General features: G+C 77.5%; 2 protein-coding genes. Both read left to right on the top strand.

The window, feature by feature from the left end; genetic code table 11:
• Nucleotides 1-212 precede the first annotated feature (212 nt).
• On the top strand, nt 213-16,664 hold the full coding sequence (locus ACFWP2_RS07995; RefSeq protein ID WP_380449409.1) for a type I polyketide synthase: 16,452 nt from the start codon (nt 213-215) through the stop codon (nt 16,662-16,664).
• Nucleotides 16,661-21,307: an SDR family NAD(P)-dependent oxidoreductase gene (locus ACFWP2_RS07990; protein ID WP_380449408.1), complete on the top strand. Its 4,647-nt coding sequence runs from the start codon at nt 16,661-16,663 to the stop codon at nt 21,305-21,307. Before ACFWP2_RS07995 ends, ACFWP2_RS07990 begins: the two co-directional genes overlap by 4 nt.
• Nucleotides 21,308-21,320 lie beyond the last annotated feature (13 nt).

The following is a 21,320-nucleotide window of genomic DNA, read 5'->3' as shown; positions in this document are numbered from 1 at the left end:
TATCCTTCCGGCCGTTGTGCCGGTTAAGGGGGAATCCCCGCAAGGCTAGGGGTGGTTGGCGGCGTCGGCGCGCGGTTAGCCTGCGTCCGGCGGACCGGCGAATCGGGCGGCTGGTGCATGCGGCGGCGGCGAAAGTCCAAGAATTCCCGTAAGGGGCCGGCCGGTCATTCCCGTCAATATTTCGCGCCATCCGTGGAAGAGGGTTTCACCAGATGGTTGATAAGGATACGCTTCGCGATTATCTGAAGCGGGTCACCGCCGATCTCCACCGGACCAGGCAGCGCCTGGCCGATTTCGAGGCGGCGGACACCGAACCGCTGGCGATCATCGGGATGAGCTGCCGGTTCCCCGGTGGCGTCCGTTCACCCGAGGACCTCTGGCACCTGGTGGCCGGCGGTGCCGACGCCATGGGCCCGTTCCCGGAGGACCGCGGCTGGGCCCTCGACCGCCTCTTCGACGACGACCCGGACCGGGCCGCGACCAGCTACGTGCGCGAGGGCGGCTTCGTCGCCGGCGCCACCGAGTTCGACCCCGGGTTCTTCGACATCTCGCCGCGCGAGGCCCTGGCCATGGACCCGCAGCAGCGGCTGCTGCTGGAGACCTGCTGGGAGGCCGTCGAGCGCGCCCGCCTCGACCCCACCTCGCTGCGCGGCAGCGACACCGGCGTCTTCATCGGCGCCGGCGACCAGAAGTACACCGCGCTGGTCGCCGGGGCGCCGCACGAGGGCGGCGAGGGCTACCTGCTCACCGGCGGCGCCAGCGCCGTCATCTCGGGCCGGGTCTCGTACGCGATGGGCCTGGAGGGCCCCGCGATCACCGTGGACACCGCCTGCTCCTCCTCGCTGGTCGCGCTCCACCTGGCCGCCCGCTCGGTGCGCCAGGGCGAGTGCTCGCTGGCGCTGGTCGGCGGCGTCACCGTGATGGCCACCCCGGGCGTCTTCACCGAGTTCAGCAAGCAGCGCGGGCTGGCCGGGGACGGCCGGTGCAAGTCCTTCGCCGCCGCGGCCGACGGCACCGGCTGGTCCGAGGGCGTCGGCGTGCTCCTGGTGGAGCGGCTCTCCGACGCGCGCCGGCTCGGGCACCCGGTGCTCGCCGTGGTGCGCGGCTCGGCGGCCAACCAGGACGGCGCCTCCAACGGGCTCACCGCCCCCAACGGGCCGTCCCAGCAGCGGGTCATCCTCCAGGCGCTGGCCGGCGCCAAGCTGTCCACCGGGGACATCGACCTGGTCGAGGCGCACGGCACCGGCACCGAGCTGGGCGACCCGATCGAGGCCCAGGCCCTGCTGGCGACGTACGGTCAGGGCCGCCCCGAGGGCCGCCCGCTGTGGCTCGGCTCGGTCAAGTCCAACATCGGCCACACCCAGGCCGCGGCCGGCGTGGCCAGCGTGATCAAGACCGTGATGGCGCTGCGCAACGGCGTGCTCCCGGCCACCCTGCACGTGGACGAGCCGACCCCGCACGTGGACTGGTCGGCCGGTTCGGTGGAGCTGCTCACCGAGGCCCGGCCGTGGCCGCGCGGCGCCGAGCCGCGCCGCGCGGGCGTCTCCTCCTTCGGCATCAGCGGCACCAACGCCCACGTCATCCTGGAGGAGGCCGCCGAGTCCGAGGCCGCCTCGCCCGAGGCCGCCGAGCCCGGAGCGGAGGAGCCCGGGGCCGCGCAGGCCGGGACCGCCCAGGCCACCGGCGAGCTCCCGTTCGTCCTCGGCGCCAAGAGCGGGGCCGCGCTGCGCGGCCAGGCCGCGCGGCTGCGCGCCCTGCTGACGGCCGATCCGTCGGTGCCGCCGGCGGCCCTCGGCCGTTCGCTGGCCCTCACCCGCGCCGCGCTGAACCACCGCGCGGTGGTCGTCGCCGCCGACCGCGCCGACCTGCTGGCCGGACTGGCCGCGCTGGAGGACGGCACCGAGAGCGGCCGGGTGGTGCGCGCCACCGCCCGCACCAGCGGCAAGCTGGCCTTCCTGTTCACCGGCCAGGGCGCCCAGCGCGCCCGGATGGGCGCCGAACTGGCCGCCGCCCAGCCCGTGTTCGCCGCGGCCCTGGCCGAGGTGTGCGAGCGGCTGGACCCGCACTTCGACCCGCCGCTGAGCGCCATGCTCGACGCCGAGCCCGGCAGCGACACCGCCGCGCTGCTCGACCGGACCGCCTACACCCAGGCCGCGCTGTTCGCCGTCGAGGTGGCGCTGTACCGCCTGGCGACCGCCTTCGGCCCGGCCCCCGACCTCCTGCTCGGACACTCGGTCGGCGAGGTCGCCGCCGCGCACGCGGCCGGGGCGCTCTCCCTGGACGACGCCTGCACGCTGGTCGCCGCGCGCGGCCGGCTGATGCAGGCCATGCCCGAGGGCGGCGCGATGCTCGCCGTCGGGGCCGACGAGGCACGGGTCCGCGAGGACCTGGCCGCCGTGGCCGACCGGGTCGCCGTCGCCGCCGTCAACGGGCCGGCCTCGGTGGTCGTCTCCGGCGACCGCGAGGCGGTCCTGGCGCTCGCCGACACCTGGCGCGAACACGGCCTGCGCACCAGCGAGCTGCGGGTCTCGCACGCCTTCCACTCGGCGCACATGGACGGCATGCTGGCGGAGTTCCGCGAGGTCGTCGCGGGGCTCGCGTTCCGGCCCCCGGTGATCCCGGTGGTCTCCAACCTCACCGGCGCCCCCGTCGGCGCCGAGCAGCTGGCCGACCCGGAGCACTGGGCCCGGCAGGTCCGCGAGACCGTCCGCTTCGCCGACGGCGTCCGGTACCTCGACGGCCAGGGCGTCACCCGCTACCTCGAACTCGGGCCCGACGGCGTGCTCACCGCCATGGCCCGGGAGAGCCTCGCGCACCGCGAGGACACCGTCTTCCTGGCCCCGCTGCTGCGCCGCGACCGGCCCGAGCCGCTGAGCGCCGTCACCGCGCTGGCCGGCCTGTCCGCGCACGGCGGCGCCGTCGACTGGGCCGCCTTCTTCGGCGACGGCCCCCTGCTGGACCTGCCGACCTACGCCTTCGAGACCGCGCCGTACTGGCCCGACACCGCCTCCTGGCGGGGCGACGTGAGCGCGGTCGGCCTCAGCGCCACCGGCCACCCGATGATCGGCGCCGGGATCTCGCTCGCCGGCGGCGACGAACTGCTGTTCACCGCACGGCTGTCCGCCGACTCCCACCCGTGGCTGGCCGACCACCGGGTGCACGGCCGGGTCGTCGTCCCCGGCACCGCCTTCGTCGAACTCGCCGTCCACGCGGGCGACCAGGTCGGCTGCGGCGACCTCGACGAGCTGGTCCTGGAGGCCCCGCTGGCGCTGCCCGAGCGCGGCGCCGTCCAGGTCCAGGTGGCCGTCGGCGCCGCGGGCCCGGACGGCCGGCGCACCGTCTCGGTGCACGCCCGCCCCGAGGAGCGGGCCGACGGCACCTGGCCGGACGGGCCGTGGACCCGGCACGCGACCGGCGTGCTGGCCCCCGTCGACGACGGCGCGGCGGCCGAGCCGGCCCCCCGGCAGTGGCCCCCGGCCGACGCCGACCCGGCCGACGTGGACGCCGTGTACGAGCTGCTGGAAGCCGCCGGACTGGCGTACGGCCCGGCCTTCCGCGGCCTGACCGCCGCCTGGCGGCACGGCGACGCCATCCTGGTGGAGGCCCGGGCCGGTGAGCCCGAGGAGGCCCGCCGCTACGGCCTGCACCCGGCACTGCTGGACGCCGTCCTGCACGCGCTCGCGGCCCGTTCCACGGCCACCGGGGGAGCCGCGGGCACCGCGCTCACCGCCGGACTGCCGTTCTCCTGGGCCGGCGTCGCCCTGCGGGCCTCGGGCGCCCCCGGCCTGCGGGCCCGGATCACCCCGCTGGGCGAGGACGCGCTCTCCCTGGCGGCCTGGGACGGCGACGGCCGACCGGTCGTCACCGTCGAGCGCCTCGTGCTGCGCGCCGCCGCCCCCGCCGGGCCGTCCGCCGACACCGCCGGGCTGTACCGGGTGGACTGGCGGCGCCTGACCGACGCGGGCGCGAACGTCGCCGTGCCCGCGGACCTCGCCCTGCTGGACGCCGAGGACGCCCTGGCCGAAGCCGTCGACCAGGACGGCCACGTGCCGGGCGTCGTGGTGCTGCCCTGCCCGGCCGGCTCGGCCGAGGCGGCCGTCACCCGCGTCCTGACCGTGCTCCAGGACTGGCTGGCCGACGACCGCTTCACCGCCTCCCGGCTGGTGGTGCTCACCCGCGACGCGGTCGCCGCCGCCCCCGGGGACCCGCTCGCCGACCCGGCCGGCGCGGCCGCCTGGGGCCTGGTGCGCACCGCGCAGACCGAGCACCCCGACCGCTTCGTCCTGCTGGACGCCCCCACCGGGGCGCCGGTGCCGGCCGAGGCGCTGACCGCCGCCGTCGCCTCCGGCGAACCCCAGCTGGCGCTGCGCGACGGCGCACTCGCCGCCGCCCGCCTGGTCCGCGCGGCCCTACCCGCCGGCCTGCCGGCCCCGGCCGGCGCCGGGGCCTGGCGGCTGGACACCCGGAACCCGGGCACCCTGGAGGCACTCGAACTGCTGCCGGTCGACCCGGCCGCACCGCTCGCCCCCGGCACGGTGCGCCTGGGCGTGCGCGCGGCGGGCCTGAACTTCCGCGACGTGCTGGGCGCGCTCGGCATGTACCCGGGCGAGGTCGTGCTCGGCGGCGAGGCCGCCGGCGTGGTGCTGGAGGTCGGCCCGGACGTCGACGGCCTGCGGCCCGGCGACCGGGTGTTCGGCCTCTGCCCGGCCGCGTTCGGCCCCACCGCCGTCACCGACCACCGGCTGCTCGCGCCGATGCCCGCGCACTGGTCCTTCGCCGAGGCCGCGGCCGTCCCGATCGCCTACGCCACCGCCTACTACGCCCTGGTCGACCTGGCCGGCCTGCGGGCCGGCGAGTCGGTGCTGATCCACGCCGCCGCGGGCGGCGTCGGCACCGCCGCCGTCCAGGTCGCCCGGCACCTGGGCGCCGAGGTCTACGGCACCGCCAGCGCGGCCAAGTGGGACGCGGTGCGCGCCCTCGGCGTCGCCGCCGACCGGATCGCCTCCTCCCGGGACACCGGCTTCGCCCGGCGCTTCGCCGAGGCCACCGACGGCCGCGGCATGGACGTGGTGCTGGACTCCCTGGCCGGCGAGTTCGTCGACGCCTCGCTCGGCCTGCTGCCGCGCGGCGGCCGCTTCCTGGAGATGGGCAAGACCGACGTCCGCGACCCGGAGGAGGTCGCCGCCCGCCACCCCGGGGTGCGCTACCAGGCCTTCGACCTGATCGAGGCCGGGCCCGAGCGGATCGGCGAGATCCTCACCACCCTGCTGGAGCTGTTCCGCGCCGGCGAGCTGCGGCTGCCGCCGCTGCGCGCCTGGGACCTGCGCACCGCCCCCGAGGCGTTCCGCCACCTCAGCCAGGCCCGCCAGATCGGCAAGGTCGTCCTCACCGTGCCGCGCGCCTTCGACCCGGAGGGCACCGTCCTGGTCACCGGCGGCACCGGCGGCCTCGGCCGGGTGCTCGCCGAGCACCTGGCCGCCGTCCACGGCGTGCGCCACCTCACCCTGCTCAGCCGGAGCGGCCCCGCCGCCGAGGGCGCCGCCGCGCTCACCGAGGCGCTGGCCGGACACGGCGCGCAGGCCGAGCTGATCGCCTGCGACACCGCCGACCGGGACGCGCTCGCCGCGGTGCTGGCCGGGCTCACCCGCCCGCTGACCGGGGTGTTCCACCTGGCCGGCGTGGTGGACGACGCCGTGGTCACCGGCCTGACCCCGCAGCGCGCCGCCGCCGTCCTGCGCGCCAAGGCGGACGCCGCCGCGCACCTGGACGAGCTGACCCGGCCCGCCGACCTGGCCGCGTTCGTGCTGTACTCCTCCGCCGCCGGCACCCTGGGCAGCGCCGGACAGGCCGGCTACGCCGCCGCCAACGCCTACCTCGACGCCCTCGCCCACCGCCGCCGCGCCGCCGGGCTGCCCGCGCTGTCGCTGGCCTGGGGCGCCTGGCAGGACACCGCCGGCATGACCAGCCGGCTCACCGGGGCCGAGCGCGAGCGCATCGCCCGCTCCGCCTTCCCGCCGCTCTCCGTCGAACGCGGCCTCGCGGCCCTGGACGCGGCGCTCGCCCTGCCCCACCCGGCGCTGGTCCCCACCGAGCTGGACCAGGCCGCCCTGTCCGCCGCCGCGGGCTCGCTGCCGCCCCTGCTGCGCGAACTCGTCCGCGGTGGCACCCGCCGCGTCGCCGGCGCCGACCCGGCCGCCGCCGGTTCGGCCCTCGGCCGCCGGCTGGCCGGACTCGGCGCGGAGGACCGGGCCCGGCTGCTGCTGGAGCAGGTGCGCGGCCAGGCCGCCGCCGTGCTCGGCTTCGCCGGTCCCGAACTGGTCGACCCGAACCGGGCGTTCAAGGAGCTCGGGGTCGACTCGCTGACCGCGGTCGAGCTGCGCAACCGGCTCGCCGCCGCCACCGGCCTGCGGCTGCCGGCCACCCTGGTCTTCGACAACCCGACCCCGGCGCTGGTCGCCGAGGAGCTCGGCCGCGAACTGCTCGGCGAGGCCGAGGCCGAGGCCCGGCCCGCGGGCGCCGGCTCCGCTCCCGCCCCGGCGGCCGCCTCCCCGGCCGACGACCCGCTGGCGATCATCGGCATGAGCTGCCGGCTGCCCGGCGGCGCCGACACCCCCGAGGGCCTGTGGCGGATCGTCAGCCAGGGCGTGGACGCCATGACCCCGGTGCCCGCCGACCGCGGCTGGGACCTCAGCGCCTTCCCGGAGGGCTTCGCGGACGGCCTCGACGGCGGCTTCGTCGAGGGCCTGGCCGACTTCGACCCCGCCTTCTTCGGCATCAGCCCGCGCGAGGCGCTGGCGATGGACCCCCAGCAGCGGCTGCTGCTGGAGACCGCCTGGGAGGCGATCGAGAGCGCCGGGATCGACCCGACCACGCTGCACGGCAGCCCGACCGGCGTCTTCGTCGGCAACGCCACCACCGGCTACAGCGTCGGCGCCACCGAGGTGCCCGAGGGCATCGGCCCGCACCTGATGCTCGGCACCGCCGCCTCCGTCACCTCCGGCCGGGTCGCGTACACCCTCGGCCTGGAGGGCCCGGCGCTGTCCATCGACACCGCCTGCTCCTCCTCGCTGGTGGCGCTGCACATGGCGGGCGAGGCGCTCGGACGCGGCGACTGCTCGCTCGCCCTGGTCGGCGGCGTGACCCTGATGGTCGTGCCGACCATGTTCGTCGAGGGCACCCAGGGCGGCGCGGTCTCCACCGACGGCCGCTGCAAGGCCTTCGCCGCCGCCGCCGACGGCACCGGCTGGGGCGAGGGCGCCGGCATGCTGCTGGTCGAGCGGCTCTCCGACGCCCGCCGCAACGGCCACCGGGTGCTGGCCCTGGTCCGCGGCACCGCCGTCAACCACGACGGCGCCAGCAACGGGCTGACCGCCCCCAGCGGCCGGGCCCAGCAGAAGGTCATCCGGCAGGCGCTGGGCGCCGCCCGGCTCGCCCCCGGCGACGTCGACGCCATCGAGGCGCACGGCACCGGCACCGAGCTGGGCGACCCGATCGAGGCCCGGGCCCTCCAGGCGGTCTACGGCCGGGACCGGGAGGCCGACCGCCCGGTCTGGCTCGGCTCGGTCAAGTCCAACATCGGGCACACCCAGTCCGCGGGCGGCGTCGCCGCCGTGATCAAGATGGTCCAGGCGCTGCGGCACGACCTGCTGCCCGCCACCCTGCACGTGGACGAGCCGACCCCGCACGTGGACTGGTCGGCGGGCGCGCTGCGCCTGCTCACCGAGCCGGTGGCCTGGCCGCGCGGCGGGCGCACCCGCCGGGCGGGCGTCTCCTCGTTCGGCATGAGCGGCACCAACGTCCACGTGATCCTGGAGGAGGCGCCGGAACCGGCCGAGGCCCCGGCACCGCCGGCCGCCCCGTCCCTGGCCGGCGCCCCCACCCCCTGGCTGCTGTCCGCCCGCGGCGAGGCCGCGCTGCGCGCCCAGGCCGCGCGGCTGGGCGAACACCTCACCACCCGGCCGGAACTGACGATCCATCAGGTCGCTGCCGCGCTGGCGTCCAGCCGCTCCGACTTCGACCACCGCGCGGTGCTGATCGCCGACGACCGCGAGGGCTTCACCGAGCTGCTGACGGCGCTCGCCGAGGACGGGACGGCGGAGGGCCTGGTGCGCGGGGTCGCCGCCGCCGGCGGCCGCACCGTGTTCGTCTTCCCCGGCCAGGGCACCCAGTGGGCCGGCATGGCCGCCGAACTGCTGGAGACCTCCGAGGTCTTCCGCGACTCCGTCCGGGCCTGCGACGCGGCCCTGGCCCGGTACGCCGACTGGTCCGTGGAGGACGTGCTGCGCGGCGCCGAGGACGCCCCGCCGATCGAGCGGATGGACGTCGTCCAGCCCGTGCTGTTCACCATGATGGTGTCGCTGGCCGCGCTCTGGCGCTCGCACGGCATCACCCCCGCCGCCGTGGTGGGGCACTCCCAGGGCGAGATCGCGGCGGCCCACGTCGCGGGCGCGCTCACGCTGTCCGACGCGATGCGGATCGTCGCGCTGCGCAGCAAGCTGCTGCTGGCCCTCGCCGGCCAGGGCGCCATGGCCTCGGTCTCGCTGCCCGAGGCCGAGGTGGCCGCCCGGATCGAGGCCTCGCCGGGCGAGCTGCACATCGCCGCCGTCAACGGCCCGCGCTCGATCGTGGTCGCCGGCGACCCGGAGACCGTCGACGGGTTCGTCGAGGCGCTGATCGCCGACGGCGTCCGGGTGCGCAAGGTCCGGGTCAACGGCGCAGGCCACTCGCCGCAGGTCGAGCCGCTGCGCGAGGCGGTGCTGGAGCAGCTGGCCGGCATCGAGCCGCGGCCCGCCCGGACGGCCTTCTACTCCACCGTGACCGGCGGCGCGCTCGACACCACCGAGCTGGGCACCGCCTACTGGTACCGCAACATGCGCGAGCCGGTCCGGTTCGCCCACGCCGTCCGCTCCCTGCTGGAGGACGGCTACCGCACCTTCGTCGAGTCCAGCCCGCACCCGGTGCTCGGCCCCGGCGTGCAGGAGGCGGCCGAGGAGCTCCCGGGCACCGGCGAGGTGACCGTGGTCGGCACCCTGCGCCGCGACGAGGGCGGCCCGGCCCGGTTCCTGCGCTCGCTCGCCGAGGCGCACGCGCACGGCGCCCGCCCGGACTGGTCCACCGTCCTCGGCGGCGCCCCGGCCACCCCCGTCGAGCTGCCCACCTACGCCTTCCAACGGCAGCGCTACTGGCTCGACCTCCCGTCGGCCCGGGACGCGGCCGCCGGCGACGCCCTGCGCGACCCGGCCGAGGAGCGGTTCTGGGCGGCGGTCTCCGAAGCCGACCCGGCCGGACTGGCCGAGGCGCTCGGCGTGGACGACCCGGACGCCCGCGCCGCGCTGGCCGCCGCCGCGCCCGCGCTGCCGGTGCTCTCCTCCTGGCGGGCCCGCCGCCGGGACGGCTCCACCATCGACAACTGGCGCTACCGGGTGCGCTGGCGGCGCATCGCCCGCACCGACGGCGCCGAGCTCTCCGGCACCTGGCTCCTGGTCACCCCGGGCGGGCAGGACGACCCGGCCGCCGCGTTCTGCGCCCGCGCGCTCGGCGCCCACGGCGCCCGCGTGGTGACCGTCTCGCCCGCCGCCGACGACCCCTCCGGCCACGGCCTGGGCGAGCTGATCGCCGGGGCGACGGCCGAGGAACCGGCCGGCGTGCTCTCCCTGCTGGCCCTCGACGAGGAGACCCACCCGGACCACCCGGTGCTCTCCCGCGGACTGGCCCGCACCCTCGCCCTGCTCCAGGCCGTCGAGGCGACCGGCGGCACGGCACCGCTCTGGCTGGTCACCCGGGGCGCGGTCTCGGTCGGCAGCACCGACCCGCTGACCCGCCCGGAGCAGGCCGGCGCCTGGGGCCTCGGCCTGACCGCCGGCCTGGAACTGACCGGCCGTCGGATCGGCCTGCTCGACCTGCCCGCCGAGGCGGACGAACGCGCCCGGGCCCGGCTGGCCGCCGTGGTCCACGGCGGCACCGGCGAGGACCAGGTGGCGCTGCGCGCGGCCGGCGTCTTCGGCCGCCGGATGGTCCGGGCCCCTCGTGAGGACGCCCCGGGCGCGGGCGGCTGGCAGCCCCGCGGCACCGTCCTGGTCACCGGCGGCACCGGCGCGGTCGGCGGCCGGGTGGCCCGCTGGCTGGCCCGGGCCGGCGCCGAGCGTCTGGTGCTGGCGGGCCGGCGCGGACCAGATGCCCCCGGAGCCGCGGAGCTGGCCGCGGAGCTGACCGCGCTCGGCGCCGAGGTCCGGATCGAGGCCCTGGACGTCGCCGACCGCTCCGCCGTCGCCGCCCTGCTGGCGCGGCTGCCGGAACTGACCGCCGTCGTGCACGCGGCCGGCGTCGCCCAGAGCACGCCCGTGCTGCACACCGACGTCGCGGAACTGGCCGCCACCCTGGAGGCCAAGGTCGCCGGCGCCGTCCACCTGCACGAACTCGCCGGGGACGGTCTGGAGGCCTTCGTCCTCTTCTCCTCCGGCGCGGCCGTCTGGGGCGGCAGCGGCCAGGCCGCCTACGCGGCCGCCAACGCCCGCCTGGACGCGCTCGCCCAGTACCGGCGCTCGCTCGGGCTGCGCGCCACCTCGGTCGCCTGGGGCGGCTGGGGCGGAGGCGGCGGCATGGCCACCGGCGAGGCGATGGCCGTCCTCGGCCGGCGGGGCCTGGCCCTGATGGACCCGCAGCTCGCGGTCACCGCGCTCGGCCAGGCGCTCGCCGACGACGAGACCCTGCTGACCGTCGCGGACATCGACTGGGCCGCCTTCACCCCGGCCTACAGCGCCGCCCGCGAGCGGCCGCTGATCGGCGAGATCCCCGAGGCCCGGGAGGCGCTCGCCGACTCCGGGCCGCAGGGCGCCGCCGAGGGCGGGGCCGAGGGCGAGTTCGCCCAGCGGCTGGCCGCCCTCCCCGAGGGCGAGCGCGGCCGGGTCGTCCTCGACCTGGTCCGCACCCACACCGCCGCCGTGCTCGGCTACCCCGGGCCCGGGGACGTCGAGCCCGCCCGGGCGTTCCGCGAGGTCGGCCTGGACTCGATCATGGCGGTCGAGGTCCGCAACCGGCTGCGCACCGCCACCGGGCTGCGGCTGCCGGCCACCATGGTCTTCGACCACCCGACGCCGGCCGCCGTCGCCGACCACCTGGCGACCCTGCTGCTCGGCGCCCCGGCGGCCGCGGCCCGCGGGCCGGAGCAGCACGCGGCCCCGGCGGACGACGACCCGATCGCCATCGTCGGCATCGGCTGCCGCTTCCCCGGCGGCGTCCGCTCCCCGGAGGACCTGTGGGAGCTGGTCCTGGCCCGCCAGGACGCCGTCACCCCGTTCCCCACCGACCGCGGCTGGGACCTGGACGCGCTCTACCACCCCGACCCGGACCGGCCCGGCACCTCCTACGTCCGCGAGGGCGGCTTCCTGGACGGCGCCGGCCACTTCGACGCCGAGTTCTTCGGCATCAGCCCGCGCGAGGCGATCACCCTGGACCCCCAGCAGCGGGTGCTGCTGGAGGCGGCCTGGGAGGCGCTGGAGCGCGCCCGGATCAACCCGGCGACGATGGCCGGCGCCAAGGCCGGCGTCTTCGTCGGCACCTCCTTCCAGGGCTACGGCGTGGACGCCCAGGACGGCATCGCCGCCTCGGAGGGCTTCTTCCTGGCCGGGACGGGCACCGCCGCGGTGTCCGGGCGCCTGGCGTACACGCTCGGCCTGGAGGGCCCGGCGGTCACCGTGGACACCGCCTGCTCGTCCTCGCTGGTGGCGCTGCACCTCGCCTGGCAGGCCGTGCGCAACGGCGAGTGCACGCTGGCCCTGGCCGGCGGCGTCACCGTGCTGCCCACCCCGGTCTCCTTCACCGAGTTCAGCCGCCAGCGCGGCCTGGCGCCGGACGGCCGCTGCAAGGCCTTCGCCGCCTCCGCCGACGGCACCAACTGGGGCGAGGGCGTCGGCGTGGTCGTCCTGGAGCGCCTCTCGGAGGCGCGCCGCAACGGGCACCCCGTCCTCGCCCTGTACACCGGCTCGGCGACCAACCAGGACGGCGCCTCCAACGGCCTGACCGCCCCCAACGGCCCGTCCCAGCAGCGGGTCATCCTGCAGGCGCTGGCCAGTGCCGGGCTGCGGCCGACCGACATCGACCTGGTCGAGGCCCACGGCACCGGCACCTCGCTCGGCGACCCGATCGAGGCCCAGGCCGTGATCGCGACGTACGGTCAGGACCGCCCCGAGGACCGGCCGGTCGGGCTCGGCTCGCTGAAGTCCAACATCGGGCACACCCAGTCCGTCTCCGGTGTCGCCGGCGTGATCAAGACCGTGATGGCGCTGCGCGCCGGCGTGCTGCCGCCGACCCTCTTCGCCGAGGAGCCGACCCCGCACGTCGACTGGAGCGCGGGCCGGGTCGAACTGCTGACCGAGGCCCGCCCCTGGCCGCGGACCGAGGGCCCGCGCCGGGCCGGCGTCTCCTCCTTCGGCGGGACGGGCACGAACGCCCACGCCGTCCTGGAGCAGGCCCCGGAACCCGAGGAGGAACCGCGCCAGGACCGCGAGGCCGGGGCGCTGCCCTTCGTGCTCTCCGCCCGCGGCCCGCAGGCCCTGCGCGAGCAGGCCGAGCGGCTGCTGGCGCACCTGGACGACGAGCCCGCCGCGGACCTCGCCGACCTCGCCTACTCGCTGGCGACCACCCGCACCCCGTTCACCGAGCGCGCCGTGGTGCTCGCCGCCGACCGGGCCGAACTGCGCGACGGCCTCGCCGGCCTGGCCCTGGGCCGGACCCCCGAGGGCACGCTGACCGGCTCGGCCGTGGACGGCCGCACCGTGTTCGTCTTCGCCGGCCAGGGCGCCCAGTGGGCCGGCATGGCCGCCGACCTGATGGAGTCCTCGGAGGTCTTCGCCGAGCACCTCGCCGCCTGCGACGAGGCGCTCGCCCCGTACACCGACTGGTCGCTGGTCGACGCGGTGCGCGGCGTCGAGGGCGCGGCCCCGCTGGACCGGGTGGACGTGGTGCAGCCGGCCCTGTGGGCGATGATGGTCTCGCTCGCCGCCGTGTGGCGCTCCTGGGGCGTCGAACCGGACGCGGTGATCGGCCACTCGCAGGGCGAGATCGCGGCCGCCTGCGTGATCGGCGCGCTGTCCCTGGAGGACGCCGCCCGGGTGGTGGCCGTGCGCAGCCGGGCCCTGACCGCGCTGTCCGGCACGGGCGGCATGGTCTCGGTCGCGCTGCCCGCCGCGGGGGTCGAGGAACGGATCGCCCCGTGGGCGGGGCGGATCTCCGTCGCCGCCGTCAACGGGCCCTCCTCCACGGTGGTCTCGGGCGAGACCGCGGCCCTGGAGGAGTTCCTCGCCGCCGGCGAGGCGGACGGGGTCCGGGTCCGCCGGATCGCCGTCGACTACGCCTCGCACTCGGCCCAGGTCGAGGCTGTGGAGGAGCGGATGGCCGCGGAGCTCGCCGGGATCACCCCGCGCCCCTCGGCGGTCTCCTTCTACTCCACCGCGCTCGGCCGCTGGACGGACACCGCCGAGCTGGACGCCGGGTACTGGTACCGCAACCTGCGCAACCCGGTCGGCTTCGAGCAGGCCGTGCGCGCCGTCGCGGCCGAGGGCTACCGGCACTTCGTCGAGGCCAGCCCGCACCCGATGCACACCGTCGGCATCCAGGAGACCCTGGAGGACCTGGACGAGGCCGTCACCGGCGGCGGCGCCGTGGTCGGCTCGCTGCGGCGGGACCAGGGCGGCCTGGACCGGCTGCGGACCTCCGCCGCCGAGGCGCACCTGCGCGGCCTGGCCGTGGACTGGGCGCGGCTGCTCGACGGCCTCGGCGCCCGCACCGTCGACCTGCCCACCTACGCCTTCCAGAGCAAGCGCTACTGGCTCGGCGGCTCCGGGGCCGGCGGCGGTGCCGCCCGGGCCGGCACGGCCGGGCTGGGCGCCACCGGGCACCCGCTGCTCGGCGCCGCCGCCGACCTGGCCGGGCTGGACGCCGTCCTGATGACCGGCCGGCTCTCCCGCCGCTCCCAGCCCTGGCTGGCCGACCACGCCGTGCTCGGCACCGTCCTGCTGCCCGGCACCGCCTTCGTCGAGATCGCGGTGCAGGCCGGCGAGCAGGTCGGCTGCGGCCACGTCGAGGAGCTCACCCTGGAGACCCCGCTGGTCCTGCCGGAGGACGGCGGAGTGCGCCTTCAGGCCGTCGTCCAGGCCCCGGACGCCGGAGGCCGCCGGACGCTGAGCGTCTACTCCCGGCCGGACGACGGCACGGCCCCCGGCGCCGGTACTGACGGCTGGACCCGGCACGCCACCGCGACCCTCGCCCCGGAGGCCCCCTCCCCGGCGTTCGACCTCGCCCAGTGGCCGCCGCGGGACGCCGCCGCGATCGACCTCGGCGGCTTCTACCAGGAGCTGACCGCCCGCGGCTACGCGTACGGCCCGACCTTCCAGGGCCTGCGCGCCGCCTGGCGCCGCGACGAGCAGATCTTCGCCGAGGTGGCCCTGCCGGAGCCGGGCCCCGACGCCGAGCGCTTCGGCGTCCACCCGGCGCTGCTGGACGCGGCACTGCACGGCATCGGCATGCTGCGGGCGCTGCGCGAGTCCGAGCGCGGTGAACGGGCCCGGGCCGAGCTGCCGTTCGCCTGGCGCGGAGTCGGCTGCCACCAGCGGGGCGTCACCTCGCTGCGGGTCCGGCTGGCCTTCGCCGAGGGGGACGGGATCACCCTCCAGGCCGCGGACGACACCGGGCTGCCCGTCGCCTCCGTCGAGGCGCTGGTCTCCCGGCCGGTCCCGGACGACCTCGGCACCGCCCCGGCCCCCGGGCAGTCGCTGTTCCAGGTCGAGTGGACCGCGGCCGACCCGGCCCGGACCACCGCGCCCGGCCGCCTGCTGCTGGCCGGTGACGACCCGTCCGGGATCGCCGAGCGGCTCACCGCCGCCGGGGCCCCGGCCGAGCGCCACCCGGACCTCGCCGCGGTGGCGGCGGCGCTCGGCGGCTCCGACGAGCCGGCGACCGTCCTGGTCCCGCTCACCGGCACCGCCGGCGGCGACCCGGTGGAGGCGGTGCGCACCGCCACCCACAGGGCGCTGGCACTCGCCCAGCAGTGGCTCGCCGACGACCGCTTCGGCACCTCCCGCCTGGTGCTGGTCACCCGGGGCGCCGTCGCGGCCGATCCGGCCGAGGCCCCCGGCGACCTGCCCGCGGCGGCGGCCTGGGGCCTGCTGAAGTCCGCCCAGTCCGAGCACCCCGGCCGGTTCGTGCTGCTCGACGAGGACGGCCACGAGTCCACCGCCCCCGCGCTGCTCGCCGCGCTGGGCACCGACGAACCCCAGGCCGCGCTGCGGGCCGGCGCCGTCCGCGTTCCGCGGCTGGCCCGACTGTCCGTACCGGCCCCGGCGCAGACGCCGGTGTTCGACCCGGACGGCACCGTGCTGATCACCGGCGGCACCGGCACCCTGGGCCAGGCGCTGGCCCGCCACCTGGTGACCGAGCACGGCGTCCGGCACCTGGTGCTGGCCGGCCGGCGCGGGCCGGACGCCCCCGGCGCCGCCGAACTCGTCGCCGAACTGGCCGACCTGGGCGCCGCCGCCGAGATCGCGGCCTGCGACGTGGGCGACCGCACGGCGGCGGCCGCGCTGCTGGCCGGCATCCCGGCCGAGGCCCCGCTGCGCGCCGTCGTGCACGCGGTCGGCGAACTGGACGACGGGGTGCTCGTCGGGCTCGACCCGGCGCGCGTCGACCGGGTCCTGCACGCCAAGGTCGGCGGCGCGCTGCACCTGGCCGAGCTGACCCGCGGCACCGGGCTCTCCGGCTTCCACTTCTTCTCCTCGGCGGCCGGCACCTTCGGCGGCGCGGGCCAGGCCAACTACGCCGCGGCCAACGCCTTCCTGGACGCCTTCGCCCAGGCCCGCCGGGCGGAGGGGCTCGACACGGTCTCCTTCGCGTGGGGCCCGTGGGCGCAGCCGACCGGGATGACCGGGAACCTCACCGAACTGGACGTCAACCGGGTGCGCCGGCTCGGCATGACGCCGGTGTCCACCGCGGAGGGACTGGCGCTGTTCGACGCGGGTCTGGCCGCCGGCACCGCCGTGGTCGTGCCGATCAACCTGAACACCGCCGCGCTGCGGACCCAGGGCCTGCTGCCCCCGCTGCTGCGCGGGCTGATCCCCGCGGCGCCGGCGGCGTCCGGGACGGGCGGGCCCGCCGCGGCCGCGGCCGGCGACGGGAACCTGTCCGAGCGGCTGTCCGGGCTCTCCGACCGGGAGCGGCTGGAGGCACTGCTCGACCTGGTGCGCACCCAGGCCGCCACGGTGCTCGGCCACGATTCGGCGGGCTCGGTCGGCGCCGAGCGGGGCTTCCTGAAGGTCGGCATGGACTCGCTCACCGGCGTCGAACTGCGCAACCGGCTGGCCCTGGCCACCGGGTTGCGCCTGCCGGCGACGCTGATCTTCGACTACCCCACGCCGCTGGACCTGGCGCGCCACCTCCGGGACGCGCTCGCCCCGGCGCCGGCCGCCCCGGCCGCGAGCGCCCTGGATGAGCTGGCCAGGTTCGAGGAGGCCCTGAAGACCGTCGGAACCGACGAGTCCGAGCGGGCCGCGGTCGGCCGACGGCTGCGTGAACTGGCGGCCCGCTTCGGCGAGTTCGGCACCACCGACAGTGCGGCGAGCCTGCAGACGGCCACCGCGGAGGAGCTGTTCCAGATCCTCGACCAGGCGCAGTGAGATCCGGGGGAGACGAGATGAGCGCGACCAGGGAAGAAGAGCTGCTCAGGTACCTGCGCCAGGCCACGGCCGCACTGCAGGAGACCCGCCAGGAGCTGCGCGAGGCGCACGAGAAGGCCCGGGAGCCGATCGCGATCGTCGGGATGGCCTGCCGGCTGCCCGGCGGGATCGCCACCCCGGAGGAGCTGTGGCGGCTGGTCGCCACCGGCGGCGAGGGCCAGTCGGGGCTGCCCACCGACCGCGGCTGGAACCTCGCGGAACTCGGCGGCGACGGCACCCGGCAGGCCGGCTTCGTGCACGAGGCGGGCTGGTTCGACCCGGCGTTCTTCGGCATCTCGCCGCGCGAGGCGGTGGCGATGGACCCGCAGCAGCGGCTGTTCCTCGAAGCCTCCTGGGAGAGCCTCGAGTACGCCGGACTGGACCCGGAGCGGCTGCGCGGCAGCCGGACCGGGGTGTTCGCCGGGATGATGTACCACGACTACCTCCCCGGCGGGGCCGAGGGCAGCGAGGCCTACCTGGGCACCGCCACCGCCGGCAGCGTGGTCTCCGGCCGGGTCGCGTACGCCCTCGGCCTGGAGGGCCCGGCGGTCACGATCGACACCGCCTGCTCCTCCTCGCTGGTCGCCCTGCACCTGGCCGTGCAGGCGCTGCGGGGCGGCGAGTGCGACCTGGCACTGGCCGGCGGGGTGACCGTGATGGCCGCGCCCGAGGTGTTCGGCTCGCTGGGCGGCGGGCAGGGCGTGGCTGCGGACGGCCGCTGCAAGTCCTTCGCCGCCGCCGCGGACGGGATGGGCTGGGCCGAGGGCGCCGGCGTGCTGCTGGTGGAGCGGCTCTCCGACGCCCGGCGGCTCGGGCACGAGGTGCTCGCCGTGGTCCGGGGCAGCGCGGTCAACCAGGACGGCGCCTCCAGCGGGCTGACGGCGCCCAACGGCCCGTCCCAGCAGCGGGTGATCCGGGAGGCGCTGGCCGCCGCCGGCCTGTCGGCCGCCGAGGTGGACGCGGTGGAGGCGCACGGCACCGGTACCCGGCTCGGCGACCCGATCGAGGCCCAGGCCCTGCTGGCGACGTACGGCCAGGGCCGGCCGGAGGGCAGTCCGCTGCTGCTCGGCTCGGTCAAGTCCAACCTGGGGCACACCCAGGCGGCGGCCGGTGTGGCGGGTGTGATCAAGATGGTGCTGGCGATGCGCCACGGCGTGCTCCCGGCGACCCTGCACGTGGACGAGCCGACGCCGCTGGTGGACTGGTCGGCGGGCGCGGTGGAGCTGGTGACCGAGGCCCGGCCGTGGCCGGAGGCGGACCGTCCGCGCCGGGCGGGGATCTCCTCCTTCGGGGTGAGCGGCACCAACGCCCATGTGGTCATCGAGCAGGGCGAGGCCCCGGTGGCCCCCGAGCCGGTGAGCGTCCCGGCGCTCGTCCCCTGGCCGCTCTCGGCCCGGACGGCCGACGGCCTGCGGGCCCAGGCGCGCCGGCTGCGGGCCTTCGTGGCCGCCACCCCGGAGGCCGGCCCGGTGGACGTCGGGCGCGGACTGCTCGCCCGGACCGCCATGGAGCACCGGGCGGTCCTGCTCGGCGGCGACCGTGAGGCGTTCACGGCCGCGCTCGACGCGCTGGTCGCGGGCGAGGCGGCGGGCGAGGGGCGGACGGCGTTCCTGTTCACGGGGCAGGGTGCGCAGCGGGCGGGCATGGGCGCGGGGTTGTACGAGGCGTTCCCGGTGTTCGCGGACGCGTTCGACGCGGTGTGCGCGGAGCTGGACCCGCTGCTCGGGCGGTCGGTGAAGGACGTGGTGTTCGAGGGCGCCGAGGATCCGGACCGTACGGTCTGGGCGCAGGCCGGGCTGTTCGCGGTCGAGGTGGCGTCGTACCGGCTGCTCGAATCCTGGGGCGTGGTCCCGGACGTGCTGCTCGGGCACTCGATCGGCGAGGTGGCCGCGGCGCACGTCGCCGGGGTGTTCTCGCTGGCGGACGCCTGCGCCCTGGTCGCGGCGCGCGGCCGACTGATGGACGCGCTGCCCGAGGGCGGTGCGATGCTGGCGGTGGAGTCCACCGAGGCCGAGGTGCGGGCCGAGATCGGCGAGCGGCTGGACGTCGCGGCCGTCAACGGGCCTGCCGCGGTGGTGGTTTCGGGACCGGTTGAGGCGGTGGAGGAGTTCGCGGCGCGCTGGTCGGCCGAGGGCCGCAAGACCCGTCGCCTGACCGTCTCGCACGCCTTCCACTCGGCCCTGATGGAGCCGATGCTCGACGAATTCGCCTCCGTGCTGGCGAAGTTGACCTTCACCGAGCCGGACATCCCGATCGTCTCCACCCTGACCGGCGGCCTCGCCGAACCCGGACTGCTCACCACCCCCGACTACTGGCTCCGCCAGGTCCGCGACGCCGTCCGCTTCGCCGACGGCGTCCAGGCCCTGGGCGGACAGGACGTGACCCGCTTCGCCGAACTCGGCCCGGACGGCGTGCTGTCCGCGATGGCCCGACAGGCCGGGGCCGAGGGCACGTTCGCGCCGCTGCTGCGCCGTGACCGCCCCGAGTCCGAGACCGCCCCGGCCGCGCTCGGCGCGCTCTGGACCTCCGGGGCGGCCGTGGACTGGCCGGCCGTGTACGCCGACTGGGGCGGGCACCGGGCGCTGCTGCCCCGGTACGCCTTCGACCGGCAGCACTACTGGGCGCCGCCGCCCCTCGCACGCCACTCCGCCCGGCCGGAGGAGCGCTCCGACGCCTGGCGCTACCGGATCACCTGGAAGCCGCTGCCCACCGCGGCCGTTCCGCCGCTGCTGTCCGGCAGTTGGCTGGCCGTCCTGCCCGCCGGGGCCGCGGAGCCCGCAGCCCCGGGCGCCGACCTGGCCGAGGCCTGCCTGGCCGCCGTGGAGCGGGCGGGCGCCCGCGTGGTGCGGACCACGACCGGGCGGCTCGCCGACGACCTGCCCGGGATCGCGGACCTGGCCGGGGTGTTGGCCTTCCCCGGTACGGCCGCCGACGCCGACCCCGTCGCGGACGCCCTGGACCTGATCGACGCGCTGGCCGCCTCCGACCGGCGGGTGCCGCTCTGGTGGGTCACCTCCGGCGCGGTGACCGTCCGCGAGGAGGAGACCGTCCGGCCCGGCCACGCCCGGATCTGGGGCCTGGGCCGGGTGGTCGGCCTGGAACTGCCCCGGCTGTGGGGCGGGCTGGTGGACGTCGGCGGTCCGGCCGGGCCGGTCCTCGGCGACCGGCTGGCCGAGGTGCTGTCGGGCACCGAGGACCAGGTCGCCGTCCGCGCCACCGGCGCCTTCACCCGCCGGCTGGTCCCGGCCGGCACCGGGTCGGTGACGGCCGACCCGGTGCCCGCCGCCACCGCCAACGCCGCCGGCACCGTACTGATCACCGGCGGCACCGGCGCGCTGGGCGCCGCCGTGGCGCGCCGCCTGGCCGGGCAGGGCGTCCCGCACCTGGTGCTGGTCTCCCGCCGGGGCCCCGCGGCGCCCGGTGCCGCCGAGCTGGTCGCCGAACTGGAGGCGCTGGGCGCCCGGGTGACCGTCGCCGCCTGCGACACGGCGGACCGGGCCGGGATGGCCGGGGTGCTGGCCGCCGTCCCGGCGGAGTTCCCGCTGAGCGGCGTGGTGCACGCGGCCGGCGTCGGCGACCCGACGCCGTTCGGAGCCACCGCGCGCGCCGAGTTCGCCGCGATCGTGGACGGCAAGGCCGAAGGCGCGGCCTGCCTGGACGAGTTGCTGGGCGACACCCCCCTCGAGTACTTCGTGCTCTTCTCCTCCATCGCCGGCGTCTGGGGCAGCGGCGGGCAGTCCGCGTACGCGGTGGCGAACGCCGCGCTGGACGCGCTCGCCGTCGACCGCCGGGCCCGCGGGCTGGCGGCCACCTCCGTCGCCTGGGGCCCGTGGGCCGGCGAGGGCATGGCCGCCGACGCCGACGCCGAGGAGTTCCTGCGCCGCCGGGGCCTGCGGCCGATGGCCCCGGACCTCGCCCTGGACGCGATGGACACCGCGGTCCGGACCGGCGACGTCTGCGTGACCGTCGCGGACGTGGACTGGCCGGCCTTCGTGCCCGGCTTCACCGCCTACCACCCGCAGCCGCTGATCGAGGACGTGCCCGAGGTGCGGCAGGTCCTCACCGGGGCCGCCACCGGCGGCCCGCAGGACGGCACCGCGCTGCGCGAGCGCCTCGCCGGGCTGTCCGGCGAGGACGGCCGCGCCCTGCTGCTGGAGACCGTGCAGCAGCAGGCCGCACTGGTCCTCGGCCACAGCGCGGCCGGGGCGGTCGCCGCCGACCGGGCCTTCCGCGACCTCGGCTTCGACTCGCTCACCGCGATCGAACTGCGCGACCGGCTGACCTCGGCCACCGGGCTGGCCCTGCCGGCCACCCTGATCTTCGACCACCCCACCCCGCGTGAGCTGGCCGAACAGATCACGGCCGAACTGCTCGGCGACGACGCCCCGGACGCCGACGAGGAGGAGCGGCTGCGCCGCGTCCTGCTCACCGTCCCGATGTCCCGGCTGCGCGAGTCCGGACTGCTGGAGCCGCTGCTGCGGCTCGCCCCGCAGGAGTCCGCGCCCGCCGCCGAGGACGCCGCACCCGTGACCGCCATCGAGTCGATCGACGAGATGGACGGCGAAAGCCTGCTGAGGCTGGCCCTCGGCGAACGTGATTCCTGACCGCAGTACGGAG

The sequence above is a fragment of the Kitasatospora sp. NPDC058444 genome (genome assembly GCF_042721415.1).
Classification (GTDB): domain Bacteria; phylum Actinomycetota; class Actinomycetes; order Streptomycetales; family Streptomycetaceae; genus Kitasatospora.
The sequence above is the reverse complement of the archived record's forward strand: the minus strand, read 5'-3'. Positions and strand labels throughout refer to the sequence as shown.

Excerpts from the sequence above, each read along its gene's own strand:
- ACFWP2_RS07995 (WP_380449409.1), top strand. The coding sequence starts at position 213 with ATGGTTGATAAGGATACGCTTCGCGATTATCTGAAGCGGGTCACCGCC.